This window comes from Ruegeria sp. AG6, from assembly GCF_056541565.1.
On sequence record NZ_JBQFYQ010000003.1, the window covers coordinates 14,791 to 28,502 of the forward strand.

The window sequence follows — 13,712 nt, forward strand, 5'->3', positions numbered from 1 at the left end:
AAACAAAACCAAGCAAAGTGAGCGCGTCGGTTTGAACGCGCTCACCTAGCAGTTACGGAAATGCCCATTCTTGAAGCGAGGATCTATCACTAGCCTGCGAATTAACTGCTTCCCTATGATCAGGGTTGAATATTTCCAATCAGAATGCACTCTTGATTGAAAGGCGCCCGGTTTTAGTTGAAGAAGATGTGCGGTGACTACTTTCAATTTAGCGCGTTTCTTGAACCGCGCAAACTTATGGGCAAATCGTGCAAACTTATGCGCAAATGCCGCGCAAAATTATGGGCGAACACAGCCGAATTTCCTGAATGAAATCAACGATAGTAATGCATCGTTATGAGAACACCTACATCATGTGTAGGTTTGCGAATAACACTTCGCGCACCCCATAAGTTTGCGTAGTTTGCCCATTGTATTGCGCGGCACGATTGTCTGCCTTAACGATGAATTCAATCAGTTTTTGGCTTAGTCGTTGCGGTTATGGTCCTTTGCGTTGCTCGATCACGCAAAGGGCCTTCCTAAGGAACCTTGGGTTCCATGCGGCCTTTTTGCTTGGATTCTCGCGAACGTCTGCGACGCGCAGAATGCGGGCTTTGCAAATCTGCAAAGCCCATCCTCAATCGACAGACGGCGTGGTCTGGCTCTATCACCGATTTTATCAACGCCGTGTGATTTAAAAGCGGAATTATATGAATAGAATTTGACGCTCGTTTCTAGGCAATAGGCGCGATACGTTTCGTCAGTATCTACTCAGCGTCTCCAGTATTATGTTCCGCGTATTGACGTCGTTGTGGAAAATCCTGCCGGCGAGAAACTCGGATGGAAACTCAGGCCATGTCCTGCGCATTTCAGTGACGAGCCGTCGTGCTTCTTCTGAATTTCCCAACTGATCATACGCAACGGCTTGGAATAAGAGCGAAGGCGCACTGACTGGCGCTCCGGCAGCTGGCGCTCCCTGAAAGGCTTCAACAACACTTTCGTAGTTCCCGAGCATTAGTTGTGAAACGCCCCAGATGTTTCTCGCACCAAACCTACCAGATCCTGATTTGGGTCTCTCTGGGTTGCTAACCTCGGCAGCAAGTTCCGGGGCGTTAGCCAAGATGGCGGTCATACCTGCAACGTCGAGAATATGGCCATCCTTCGGCGCCAGTTCGACGGACATTCTAGCGTATTTCAATGCCTCGTTTGGCTGGTTTTTGACAGCCAGCACCCAACCATTTGCGCCGTTTGCCCACGCATCAGAGGGGGACAATTCAAGCGCTTTTCCAGACATTTTCGAGGCTTGATTGAAGAGATCATCCCTTTGTGCTTCATCCGGCGACAACACCGCCAGGATCGCCAAGACCTGCGCTGATCCGGCATAGCCGTCGGACAGACCCGGGTCGAGTTCCCTGGCGTACTGGAACATTCCCAGCGCTATTTGCTGACGCTTGACATCAAAAACGGGGAAAAACATGCCGCGGGCTTGATCCGCAAGGTTGACCGCCTGGAGTCGTGTCAATGATTGTTCACCAAGCGCCACACGTTCTGCTTGTTCGATGGATCGAGTTGTTGGCACAACCTCCCTGCTATCCTGGCTCATCCAGATGCCAAGCACAGCGACCAATGCAAGAACACCCAGTCCTGCATGCAGCAGTTGCCGCGAACGCCAACGGCCTACTGGATTGTCGCTCTTCAGCTCACTTGATGTGCGGTCTTCGATTGTAGGTTCGAATGAAAACCGCGGCTTGTATCCGCCGGGGTCAACAAAAATGCGAACTCCATTGCCGTCCCAGTGATCTTCGTAGAACTGATGCAAAAGACGACGCAGCCGCCTTGCCTCAACGCGAACCAGGTTTTGACCACCAGTACCATCTATGCGCCGCCCATAGACCTCAACAGCGATAGCTTTGCCTCTAATCTGATTGCTTCGACCAGATAGAGCTTCCTCGACTATATAGGTGAGAAATTGCGTGAGTCGTGGTGAAGCTTGAAACCCGTCGCTTGATACGATTCGGCTCAGAGCTTCCCGAATGAGTTCCGGAGAAGGCTGCCCAACATGTTGATTTATTGTTAAATCGTTGGATTTGTTCAATGTCAACTCACCCCCAACTCACGGTGACTCACTTGGCCTTTGCGGTCAACCGCACTCATCTTGATTTGAGAATAGATAGTGGGTGTCGGGACTTTTCCAGTGACGGTCGACCTGATTGAAGAAATTCCAGAACTTTCTGATGTGCTGTCGGGGCGTATCGGAACGGATGCGCTACTCGGCGAGGTCATCGAAGACCTGAAGAAAGCATCTGCGTTTTCGAAAGACGCATCGATCTCGGCCTTAGAGCGCGCCGAATGGGCCCACATCAAATCTGAACTCATCAACGAGCTTCGCCGGATGTTGAAGCGCAACCTTTGAGATACTTCCAACTGAGGACCAATCCATGACCAAGGAAGACAATAGAAAAGACCAGGACGACAAACAGGTTCGGGCATCAGATCAAATTGAAGACCCGTCGCGGCGGAGTGTTCTTAAGGGCTTGGCAACTGGAGCGGCTACGACAGGGGCAGCTGGGTTTGCGGCAGGAAGTGCCGAGGCCCACGAAGGAGGCGGTCCACTGGGAGAAACACTCAAGAACCCATATGGTGGTCGACCCGCAGGCGGCATCTCTTTGCCAGAGTACTTCCGTCCTACGAAGTACATGACTGGTTCAAATGCGAACTATTTTCCGCTTAGTGAGGAGTTGGGGCCAGATGAGATGCGCATCTCATTCTGCGGCTCAACACCATATCCGCCGCGCGAAGATCAGGCGGGTACTTGTATCATGGTGGAGTTGGGGAATGGAAAACGGTTCTTCTTCGACTTTGGGTCCGGTTGTGTCCGCAACATCATTGCGATGCAAGTGCCTGGGCAGTTGATCAACGATATCTTCATCTCTCATTTGCATGTCGATCACTACGCCGACATTCCTTATATCTATCCGTTCCGGGCTTGGTCTGGAGGGTATACACCATTGCGCATCCATGGTCCCTCTGGTCGGACACCCGAACTTGGCACAGCTGGAATGGTCAAAGGCATGCAACAGATGCTCAAATGGCATCTGGAGGCCTTTGATGTGTTCCCGATTGGGGACGGCTATGAGATCGAGGTCAACGAGTTCGATTTCCGCCAAGAAGGTGGCATCGTTTATGACCAAGACGGTGTGACTGTTCGGTCCTGGCCGCGCAGTCATGCCAAGGACGGCGCAGTTGGTTATCGGCTTGATTGGAACGGTCTGAGCTTTGTATGGACCGGCGATGGACGCCCGGATGAGCTTTCACGGAAATACGGCGAAGGCGTTGATGTCTTTGTAACCGAAATGTCGGGGCAGGATATTGGTCAGTTGATGACTTACAAATACGGTATCCCACAGGATCTCTTTAATTACACTATCGATACGCATCACACCTCCCACTATGCCGTGGGTAAGCTCTTTGCTGACACAAGGCCGCGTTTGGGAATGGTGACACACTATACCCAGGACGAAGACATTGACGCTGAAATGCTGGCTGGTATTCGCGCCCACTACGACGGTTTGTTCCAATGGGGTCTCGATGTAGCCGTTGTGAACGTGACCAAGGATGCAATCTGGTACAGGAAAGCTGCATTGCCCGGAAAATCCGGTACTGTGCCACCATTTCGTGAACTGGCTGCGGCAGCCGAGGCCGGGCGTATTGAGCTTCCGGATGAAATCACATTACCGAATCCGAGGCTCACCCGCGCAGATCAGCAAGACCAGAAGTACCGCGATATGGAGATCGATCCACGCGAATACTACCCAACTGACGTTTTCCGAGCACCCGGCGGAGATTGGCCGCAGAACTTTACCATCAAAGTTTCTGATATAATCGGCTCGCGCGATGAAGACTGAGAGGAGATCGAGCAATGATTGAATTTGGTTCGACTTCTGCGATCCCCGTAACGATCCTTACCGGCTTTCTTGGAGCCGGTAAGACTACACTTTTGAACCGGATCCTAACAGGCAATCACGGGTTGCGGGTTGCGGTTCTTGTAAATGACTTTGGATCCATAAACGTCGATGCAGACTTGGTGGTCGGCCTCGAAGATGACGTCATGAGCCTCGCGAATGGCTGCGTTTGCTGCTCGATCCGAGATGACCTGATCGAAACGGTGGAAGCCGTTCTCGCCCGGCCTGAGAAACCGGAATACATCGTCCTTGAAGCAAGCGGAGTGTCGGATCCATCGTCAATCGCGATGACGTTTACGGATCAACGGTTCCGGGACATGATCCGCTTGGACAGCCTTATGTGTCTTGTCGATGCGGAACAGCTATTCGCTGCGCCAGAACAAATGGAACTGAAGCTTCGTCAAATTGCGTTCTCGGACATGGTCATTTTGAACAAGGTTGATCTTGTCGACAGGGCCACAGTTCAGAAGGTGCACGACTGGCTTGGCTCTCGCTTCCGTCGCTATCGTCTTGTCGAAGCTGTAAACGCAGACGTCCCTCTGGACATACTTCTTTCAGTCGGTCGCTTTGCCGCCGAACAGCTACAAACAGAAATACCCGATCATCATGAACATGGCCCCGACTGCGGTTGCCGCCACGCTGATCATTCAGACAGCTTTTCAACAACTATGATGAAAGCTGAACACCCCATAAGCCTATCCTCTCTCCGCAGCGCTATTCGGAAGCTTCCCGGTGATGTCTATCGTCTCAAGGGTTTTGTCTTCAGTGAGGAGGATCCGGATCATCGCATTCTTGTTCAGGTCGTTGGAAAACGTATGGACATCGCACGGGATGGAATATGGGGTGACCGCAAACCCGAAACAAGGCTTGTCGCGATAGGCGCACCGGGGGCCCTCTCCGAGGATGTGCTTTCGGATACGCTTATGGAGACAGTCTGAAAGCCATGTTCGATCAAGTATTTTGGCTATAAGTCAACCGTGCTGGATAATTTCATCCAGTTCGGCGGCGGCGGACTGTGAGTGGGCCATTGACGTCATTGCCAACCTGGCGATCTCAAGTGCAAGCCACCCATGAGAAAACGGCCAGCTAAGAGGAGACCGCCTATGAACCTCAGGTTGCTACGCTGCTCCATACTTGCCGGGATTGGTGCCGTTTCTGGTACTGCGTGGGCAGAGTCCCAGGAAGAAGAACTAGCAAAGCAACTTGCTAACCCCGTGGCCGCTCTCATTAGTGTACCATTCCAGCTGAACTATGATCAGAATTTGGGTGCCGACAGAAATGGTTCGCATTGGATATTAAACGTACAACCGGTTGTTCCCTTTGATCTTTCGGATGATTGGAACCTCATATCCCGAACAATTCTTCCAATTGCGTCCATAGATGGTGGCCTGCCGGGTTCTGGATCCGAGACTGGGCTAGGAGATACTGTTCAAAGCTTATTCCTTTCGCCCAAAAAACCAAGTGCGGGCGGTTGGATCTGGGGGGCTGGCCCCGTTTTTCTGCTGCCAACGTCGACAGATAACAGCTTAGGTCTCGGAGAGTGGGGTGCTGGAGTTACCGGCGTGGCACTCAAACAGCAGGGTCAGTGGACATATGGTGGCCTTACAAATCACATCTGGGACATTGATGGTGATACCGACATCAACCAGACGTTCTTACAGCCATTTATTTCCTACACAAATTCGAACGCGTGGACGTTCACATTAAACACTGAGTCCACCTACAACTGGGAAACCGATCAATGGTCTGTGCCAATCAACGGTGTTGTCACCAAAGTTACCCAACTCGGGGATCAACTTATCAGCGTAGGCGGGGGAGTACGCTACTGGGCCGACGGCCCAGATAGTGGACCTGACGGTTGGGGAGTAAGACTTGTAGCTACCTTGCTATTTCCCAAATAGTTGAGCCCTTCCTGAGAGAATACCGCTTACGGTTATCGCAGCGAGAACTTCTTTCAGGAATTTCTCTTAAGAAACAGGCAAACTTTCTGCCCGGCTTGCTTACTTTCGGACATTGAGACCAACCGAGACGGATTGGGAATTGGCGCAGCAAGCATCACTTGGACATTTAGCCCGGTTCGAACCTGTCGATATCATAGCGTGCCTTTGGTTCGAGCGCGCAAGGCAACAAGCAATGGTGCGAAGATCGACACTTCGTACTTGAAACCTAACATTGGGGATCTTGAGGACATCTTGGCGCACTCAAAAACTCGAAGACCTTCTGAACTTCAAGGTTATGTGGAGAAACGGTTGGAAGGTCATATGGTATCGAGCTGGATGGATAGCCAGCCGATTGATCTGGCAAGCCGTTCTACCGAGATGCTTGGGGCATGCGTTGAGTTTGGGGCCCATGCCGCGCTTTCGAAGCTAAACGAAGACAAATGGGATCACGCCGCTAAGGTAGGTTACGAGTTCACATCGAGGGGCGAGGAGGGAAATCGAGAAGGCCTGAGATATCTATTGAATAGTTCTGAAAAAAGCCAAGCACAGTCCGGGCCGCAGGGAACATTCGGAAGACTTTTTCACTGGGTCCAGGCCGACCGCGGTGTTAAACACATCGGCCCTTTCAAAGAGGTATTTCGAGAGTTCATTTTAGACAACGTCCGGGTAGAGCCGGGTACTTTGCTATTTGGCTCAGTAGTAGATCAGGCAAGGGTGCACTCAGTAGCGTCGCTCGCCAGGAAGTATGCGCTGCATCCGAAAACAGTTAGGAGTGTTTTGACAAAATCCGGACTACTTCGCGGCTCAAACGACCACGATTCAATGCGTCAAACCGCTCGCGTCCAGCAAGCTGAGAAATTGATCAAAAAATTGGTCCGAGCTGTGCCTGTATCTAGAATCCCGGACTACATCGACTGCACGAGGGCGCAGGCGCAGCACCTGTTGAAAGCAGGGATTCTTAAGCCGGTTGTAGATGATGAAAAGAAATTTAGCGGTCGCCACAAGCGCCGTTACAAACGACGCAATCGCCCCTATCGTGACATTGCTGTGCAATTCACTGCCGGGCAGTGATACGAGATCATGTTCGGACGCCTGAAGGATTGGCGGCGTGTGGCAACCCGATATGACAGATGCCCAAAGGTATTCCTTTTGGCCATCGCTCTAGCAGCTACCGTGCTGTTCTGGCTGTAATTCAATGAGTCTGGAGCCTAGTTCGTGTGTGGGAGAGTGTGGAAACCAACGTTCTTATGACCGATTTGAACGTTCAGGGGTTTGGGATTGCAGTTTGCTGTCGCATTTGAGAATTAATCGTGCTTCACCTATGTTCGCTTACACTTGGCAGCTTTCGGTGATCTGATGCGATTTTTGAGATACACGGCGATGACAGCCTTTTTAGCCATTGCAAACAGCTCTTTTGCTCAACCCTCCAATAACGCACCATTTCTGACTACTGTTGAAGGCCTTCGAAACGGAAATGGAGTAATCATCGTAGCCGGCTTCAATAAAGCTGACGCATTTGAGGCAATGGACGTAACCAATGCGGCAGCGATGGCACAGATACCGGCGTCCGGCTCAAAGACCGCCTTCACGTTTCATTATTTACCCCTGGGAGACTACGCTTTTGTCGCTCTTTACGATGAGGACATGGATGGTGACCTGGACATGAAGGTCCAGGTCCCGACCGAGGGCCTGCCTCCAGAATTCAAGGATGTTGCTGTCTTAGCCGGTGGAACCGCTCAGTCGTCATTGCGGCTGAAATATTGGGATTAGAACAATGGGACGCCCTTCAAATCGCGATGAGCGCTATGGTCAGGTCATGGAGGCGTTTGTGCGCTGTGTCGCACGGATGGGCCTGGATAGTGCCACCTTGAGTGCGATTGCAAAAGAGGCGGGGTTGACCCGCCCACTGATCCGTCACCACCTTGGCAACCGGGATGAGATGATCGTGGCCTTGCAGGATTACGTGTTGGACCAGTTCAACAGTGCTGCGAACGAATTGGTTGCCGCATTGCCGGATTCAGAGCCCGCGCATGCCTTGGTGAACTACCTATTCTCCGATCAGTCAGATTCGTCACCCGATCTGGTTCTGGCATTTGCGGCTCTTACGGCTCGGGCCAAAGAGGATGGTGAACTCAGAATAAACTGCCGGGCTTCGATCCTTGGATTTGAAGCGCAGGTTACTGAGGTTTTGCAGCGGAACTATCCCGGGGCTTCAGAGGTCAACACCCAGCGCGCAGCGCATGGCATAGTGGCGCTTTACTTCAACACGGCATCGCTTGCTGCCTTGGAGATGCCGGCAGAGTGGGTGAACCAGTCGAAGGCGATGGCAATTTCGCTATGTGAAAATCTGGCAGACCCCGCATAAAACGCAGCCATTCCGCAAACTACATTGTGTTCGCCCTGCTGATGACCTCGATTCTCCTGGGCTATCAATTTCTTTGGGGTCTGTTGTTTCTATATTGGAGCGTCCTTGGCATATCGTCTGGACAAGCTTTCTTGTTGACCGATGTCTGCATGGCAACTGAGCCGGTCCTGTTCTGGTGTATCCAGATCGCCAGGGTTGTGCTGGGTTTTTTCATGCTGCCGGGCGACTTCTTTCCATCGGTGGCTTAACTTTTCCAGAAGAGGAATGCACCCAATGGCAAACATGCTTTACCCCACTCAATGATCTGCTGAATGACAGTTTCAATCGTATGATGTCAGCCGATCAGTCCGGAGATCCCTTCAGGGAAACCTACCTGCGCCTGACGCGAAACGCCCAGGCCCAGCACGAGACTTTCGCTGCCGCCACCAAGGGCATTGAGGCCCCGGGCAGGTTCCCTGAAACTGACCTCGCACAGCAACTCAAGATGGTGGCCGCACCATCGCCGCCTCTGATCGTCTCGGGCTGGAGCAGCAGACTTTTTTTGTGCGCTACATCGGCTGGGACCATCATGATGAGTTGCTTGAAACCCATGCCAGCATGCTTGCCGTGTTGTCCCAAGCTCTGGGCGCCTTCCAGTCCGCGCTCGAAGACATGGGGCTGGCGGACAGGGTTGTCACCTTTACCGGTTCCGATTTTGGCCGCACGCTCACATCGAATGGCAACGGATCGGACCACGGTTGGGGCGGCAATACCTTGGTGATGGGGGATCCCATTGTCGGTGGCCGAATTTTCGGTGACTACCCTGTCCTGGGGTTGGGCGATGACAACCCGCTGGATGTGGGTGACGGCGTGCTGATCCCAACGACTTCTACCGATCAGCTCTATGCAGACCTTTCTCGTTGGTTTGGTGTTCAGGATGCGGCCCTAACTGAGATACTCCCCAATCTACGGCGTTTTGCGGCTCCGGGCGAACGACTTGGGTTGATTGGGTAACACCATACTTTCAAGCGGTGATCGCATGAAATGCCCCGCAATGATCGTGGCATTCGTTTGACCGCAGGCGGCCAAGTGTAAACACTTGAATGCTTGCTCGCTATTGGTTCTGAAGGCGTCGGCTCCCACGATCGAGACAACAACTTCGTCCAGATTCCATTCGTCATCGAGATTGCCATCCGACCGGGGATGGTTCGTTCTGGTGAACCCCCGTCCGAAGTTTCCGGCCCGGGCTGTATTATATATTGCGAAACGACGATGCTGTGCTCGGGAAGAAGATCTGAGCTCGAGAGCGGCCAAACCCTTTTCTTTATTAAGCAGCGTTTTCCTGCGGTGAATGCGTTTTTAAACCAGAGCTTCATTTGTCGAGCGGTCTACTTGACATGGGTCTGAAATCCATTACTTGTCACAAAAGACAACTTATTAGGAGGCGATGAGAATGGAACTCCTCAACACGTACATTAGCGACTTTCAGCTCAACTATTGGGAGACAATGATCGACGAGTGGTTTTTCGTCTTTGCAATAGGTTTCCTGATCTTTGAGCTTGTACGCTACGCCATAGGGAAAAAGCTTAGCTTCGAGATGGTTGGGGACACGGTCACCAACTTCATCACTCTTGGCTTTTTCATTGCGATTACCTTTGTGCTGATGGCCGGCTTTTATGTCGGAGCGTATGTCTGGGCGTCGCAATATGCTGTGTTCGACATTCCCACGACATGGGCGTCGTTCCTGATTGTGCTGGTTCTTGCGGACCTTGCCTATTACTGGGAACACCGAATCCTGCACCGGATCAATATTCTGTGGGCCACCCATTCGGTGCATCACAGTTCACCTTTCTTCAACATCTCGGTGGCTTACAGGCATGGTCCGCTGGATGGCTTCTGGCCCGTCTTCTTCCACCTGCCGTTGGTTCTTCTCGGCTTCAATCCCTTCGTTGTTTTGATTGCGGAACTTCTGGTGCAGCTCTACCAGACGGCGCTGCACACCGAGGTGGTTCGCAAGCTTTGGAAGCCCATTGAGTACATCATGAACACGCCGTCGCATCACCGTGTGCACCATGGGTCAAACCGCAAGTACCTGGACAAGAATTATGGCGGGATCTTCATCATCTGGGACCGTATGTTTGGCACATTCGAAGAGGAGAACGAGGAAGTCACCTATGGTCTGGTTACGCCCATCAATTCGGTGAATCCGTTTGTGGCGTTTTTCCACGGCTTTACCCGTGTCTTTCGCGATGCGTGGCGTATGCCGGGTTTCCGGAACAAGCTGGCGGTTCTGTTCCGTCCGCCCGGCTGGCAGCCCAAGAAACAAGACGCCAAAACTTCGAACCACTCTTAAGGCGAGGACCAAGCCATGCCGTCCAACTCAAAACGCATCTTCGGGGCTCTGGCCACAGCCGCCCTGTTTGTTGGCGGAGCCTGGGTCGCCTCAGGTTTTCGCACCGACATCGCCGTGACCTCGGCCTCTTCGACAGGAACGCCTTCCGACTATGGGCTGGTGATCAACCTGCGCGGCTCACGCAGTGACAAAGGTCAACTTGTTGTCATGGCTTTTGATAATGCTGCCGCCTTCGACATACTGGATTACAACGCAGCCGCTGGCTTTATCGCGCTTCCGGCCAGCATGGAACCGCAACGCGTGGACTTCCCTGATCTGAATGCCGATTACTATAGCGTTGTGGCCTACCATGACGAAAATGGCGACTATGAGATGGGTTTTGACGAAAACTGGATGCCAACGGAAGGTTATGCTGTTTCGGGAATGAATGACCTCTATGATGATCCTGTGTTTGAATATTCACTGATCAGCCCGGGCATGCCGGTGGATTTGGTTTTCTTCTATTGGCCCGCGCAATCCTAGGGTCAGGATTCATAACCAATAGATGACGAGAGCGGCGAGCGCGATGGCCGAGAGGAACACCTTTGGTGATCGGTCATAGCGTGTCGTCAAGCGTCTCCAATCCTTGAGCTTGCCAAAAATCCCAGAAGACATGGAAAAGATCGCAGTCATGGGCATCGACATCGGTAAAGACACAAGCCACCTCGTCGACTTTGGTCATGCAGGCCGGCGCGTTTTGCGCAAGAAGATTGAGCGGTTAGAACTAACGCCGATCTTTGAGAAACTTTCGCGTTGCATCGTTGGGATGGAAGCCTGCATGAGCGCGCATTTTGTCAGCCGACTGCTGCGAGAGCTCGGTTTTGAGCCTCGGATCATCCCAGCGACCTATGTGAAGCCATTCAACAAGGGACAAAAGAAGGACTACAATGATGCGGAGGCAATTGCAGAAGCAGTGATGCGTCCAAACCTGCACACGGTCACTGAGAAGAGCCAGGACCAGTTGGACCTGCACGCAATGCACCGGGTTCGTTCCTGGCTGGTGGCGCTGCGGACTGCCACGTGTCGGACGTCAGCGCCAATGGGACAGTTTAGGTCGATTTGATAAGAGAGGGTTTCTGGCACATCGTAACCACCAAGGAGCGGAGATGATATAGGTCAAAGCGTTTAGCATTTGATCCAGTGGATCAAATGTAGCGCATGACCGGAACGTGTAAGAGCCACGGCGAGAAGGTCGTCAAAGACATCCTCCGCGCCACCCGCAAGCAGTATTCAGCGGAAGAGAAGATCAAGGTCGCACTGGACGGCCTGAAGGGCGAGGACAGCATTGCAGAGCTGTGTCGCCGCGAGGGCATAGTGCAGAGCCTCTACTACAGTTGGTCCAAGGAGTTCCTGGAAGCCGGCAAGAAACGTCTGGCAAGCGACACGGCACGTGCTGCGACATCGACCGAGGTCAAAGGCCTGCGCTGTGAGGTCCGCGATCTGAAAGAAGTTGTGGCAGAACAGGACTTGGAACTGCGCCTGCTCAAAAAAAGCATGATCGCGCCCTCTCGGCAGCATCCTTCGGATGCGCTTGCTGGGCAGTGAATCAGGCGTCCACGCCCCCCTTTTTGACGCCCAAACTGGTCGTTGTGCGGTGCGCCTTCAGGTAGGTCGCGTCCACTGCCCGGCAGTCGAAACGCAGTTTCGATGAGAGGAGATCATCACGGTCTTATCTTCTCCGTGCTTAGCGGCCAACCCGGCCATCATCCGGGCGAAGATGCCCTTGCCGCTCCACCGTTTCCAGTGGTTGTAGAGCGTTTCCCGGGCTTACGCGGCCCCACTGGGGCCACAGTCCCCTTCAACTGTGCGGGCCGTATTCCTTCGGCGCATCGCGCCAGCGCAAACCATTGCGACTAATGAAGACTATTCCGCTCAACACCCGCTACCTGGGCGTCGGTCAGCCAAAACAGATCAGACATGTTCACCGCTCGTTCTTCGCCCGCGCACGTGAGGTTAACGGTTTGCCGCGCAAGATCGTCATCGACAAAAGTGGTGCCAATACAGTTGGCATCACGGCAATCAACAAGATGCTCAAAAGCTTTGGTTGCCCGATCCTGATTGAGACGGTCAGGCTGAAATACCTCAACAACATCATTGAACAAGACCACCGCTTCATCAAACGAAGGATCAGACTCATGCTGGGGTTCAAATCACTCGTTTCAGCCGCATCTGTCCTGGCAGGCATAGAATTGGCAAACATGATCCGCAAAGGTCAATTTGCGCCCGGGCTTCGTCCGTTTCAGCAATTTATCCAGCTGGTGGGGTATTCGCCTCTCAAGTTTCGTCTATACAACTCTCAAAGAAATTTGCGACAGAACCCGCGCAAGTCCGGCGACCTTTCAGCCGGCCAGTTTCACCTTCCGCAAATAAGGCCGGATCTCTTCCCAACCTTGCGGGAACAGTTCCTTGGCGTTTTCATTCGGAATTGATGATGGAATGATCGCCGCACCACCAGGCACCCAATCGGCGGGCAGGGCCACGCATTTCGCGTCGCTGGTTTGCAGCGCATAGATCACACGCAGGATTTCTTCGAAGTAGCGCCCAACGCTGATGGGATAGGTCATGGTCAGGCGCAGCTCCTCGTCGGGGTCGATGATGAACACCGACCGTACCGCGGCGGTTTCGGACTGCGCCGGGTGGATCATCTGATACAGTTTGGCGATCTTCAGATCAGGGTCGGCCACGATGAGAAAGGTCAGGTTCGTATGCTGGGTGTCGTTGACGACTTCGATCCAGCGCAGGTGTTCGGCGACGGTGTCGGTGCGCAGATCGATGGGTTTCACGCCACGCTCGGAAAATTCGTCGGCCAGCTGCGCAATGCGGCCCATTTCAGTGGTGCAGACCGGAGTAAAGTCGGCGGGATGGCTGAAAAAAACGCCCAGTCGTCGCCGATCCAGTGTTGGAAGGAAAACGGGCCGGTCGTGGTGTCGGCTTGGAAATCGGGAACTACGTCCCCAAGAAGCAAGGTCATTGGTCTTCCTTTCGGTCTTTTGGGCTTTATTTCATCGGTTCAGGTAGTTCCGTGCCGCATCCCGGTCAGTGACAAGATCGCCGAGCTTGCTAATAAGTTATATTTAGAATAGAGGTTTCGAAAA

At 52.9% G+C, this 13,712-nt stretch carries 10 protein-coding genes and 7 pseudogenes; 13 read left to right on the top strand and 4 right to left on the bottom strand.

All coding sequences use genetic code 11. From position 1 onward, the window contains the following. Positions 1–739: 739 nt before the first annotated feature. Positions 740–2,074, bottom strand: coding sequence for a tetratricopeptide repeat protein (locus ACR0I0_RS09135; protein ID WP_480491090.1), 1,335 nt, complete (start codon positions 2,072–2,074; stop codon positions 740–742). Between the two features lie 99 nt (positions 2,075–2,173). Here ACR0I0_RS09135 and ACR0I0_RS09140 point away from each other — a divergent pair, with 99 nt between their 5' ends. From ACR0I0_RS09140 to ACR0I0_RS09185, 10 genes and pseudogenes are all read left to right on the top strand, one after another. Further along, a complete protein-coding gene (locus ACR0I0_RS09140; RefSeq protein ID WP_171638341.1) occupies positions 2,174–2,392 on the top strand; it encodes a hypothetical protein in 219 nt (72 codons plus the stop codon). 25 nt (positions 2,393–2,417) lie between these two features. Beyond that, positions 2,418–3,884: a guanitoxin biosynthesis MBL fold metallo-hydrolase GntH gene (gene gntH, locus ACR0I0_RS09145; protein ID WP_216598352.1), complete on the top strand. Its 1,467-nt coding sequence runs from the start codon at positions 2,418–2,420 to the stop codon at positions 3,882–3,884. A gap of 14 nt (positions 3,885–3,898) precedes the next feature. Beyond that, on the top strand, positions 3,899–4,879 hold the full coding sequence (locus ACR0I0_RS09150; protein ID WP_480491092.1) for a CobW family GTP-binding protein: 981 nt from the start codon (positions 3,899–3,901) through the stop codon (positions 4,877–4,879). 165 nt (positions 4,880–5,044) lie between these two features. Next, positions 5,045–5,842 carry a transporter family protein gene (locus tag ACR0I0_RS09155; RefSeq protein ID WP_480491094.1) on the top strand — a complete coding sequence of 266 codons (798 nt, stop codon included), beginning with the start codon at positions 5,045–5,047 and terminating at the stop codon, positions 5,840–5,842. Between the two features lie 1,020 nt (positions 5,843–6,862). Then, a pseudogene (locus ACR0I0_RS09160) lies at positions 6,863–7,072 on the top strand (hypothetical protein); the annotation flags it as partial. Positions 7,073–7,237: 165 nt separating this feature from the next. Next, complete coding sequence (locus ACR0I0_RS09165) at positions 7,238–7,651, top strand: DUF2141 domain-containing protein (RefSeq protein WP_209834448.1); 414 nt, start codon at positions 7,238–7,240, stop codon at positions 7,649–7,651. Positions 7,652–7,655: 4 nt separating this feature from the next. Further along, entirely contained in the window at positions 7,656–8,246 is a 591-nt protein-coding gene (locus ACR0I0_RS09170; RefSeq protein ID WP_171723851.1) for a TetR/AcrR family transcriptional regulator, read from the top strand. Positions 8,247–8,735: 489 nt separating this feature from the next. Then, positions 8,736–9,239 (top strand): annotated as a pseudogene (locus ACR0I0_RS09175) (DUF1501 domain-containing protein); the annotation flags it as partial. A 439-nt stretch (positions 9,240–9,678) separates the two neighbouring features. Then, on the top strand, positions 9,679–10,578 hold the full coding sequence (locus tag ACR0I0_RS09180; RefSeq protein WP_480491096.1) for a sterol desaturase family protein: 900 nt from the start codon (positions 9,679–9,681) through the stop codon (positions 10,576–10,578). A 15-nt stretch (positions 10,579–10,593) separates the two neighbouring features. Then, positions 10,594–11,100, top strand: a complete 507-nt coding sequence (locus ACR0I0_RS09185; protein WP_480491098.1) for a DUF2141 domain-containing protein — start codon at positions 10,594–10,596, stop codon at positions 11,098–11,100. 9 nt (positions 11,101–11,109) lie between these two features. Here the strand turns inward: ACR0I0_RS09185 and ACR0I0_RS09190 are convergent. Continuing rightward, positions 11,110–11,220: pseudogene (locus ACR0I0_RS09190) on the bottom strand (IS5/IS1182 family transposase); the annotation flags it as partial. Between the two features lie 10 nt (positions 11,221–11,230). On the opposite strand from ACR0I0_RS09190, the pseudogene ACR0I0_RS09195 reads away from it, so the two are divergent. Further along, positions 11,231–11,638: pseudogene (locus ACR0I0_RS09195) on the top strand (IS110 family transposase); the annotation flags it as partial. A gap of 137 nt (positions 11,639–11,775) precedes the next feature. Beyond that, positions 11,776–12,108, top strand: a pseudogene (locus ACR0I0_RS09200) (transposase); the annotation flags it as partial. Positions 12,109–12,175: 67 nt separating this feature from the next. Here the strand turns inward: ACR0I0_RS09200 and ACR0I0_RS09205 are convergent. Further along, positions 12,176–12,536: pseudogene (locus tag ACR0I0_RS09205) on the bottom strand (hypothetical protein); the annotation flags it as partial. Positions 12,537–12,548: 12 nt separating this feature from the next. Between ACR0I0_RS09205 and ACR0I0_RS09210 the strand changes: the two are divergent. Next, a pseudogene (locus ACR0I0_RS09210) lies at positions 12,549–12,881 on the top strand (DDE-type integrase/transposase/recombinase); the annotation flags it as partial. Between the two features lie 75 nt (positions 12,882–12,956). Here the strand turns inward: ACR0I0_RS09210 and ACR0I0_RS09215 are convergent. After that, the gene (locus ACR0I0_RS09215; protein WP_480491352.1) at positions 12,957–13,514 is read right to left on the bottom strand and encodes a redoxin domain-containing protein; all 558 of its coding nucleotides are present in this window, start codon (positions 13,512–13,514) and stop codon (positions 12,957–12,959) included. Between the last annotated feature and the right edge of the window lie 198 nt (positions 13,515–13,712).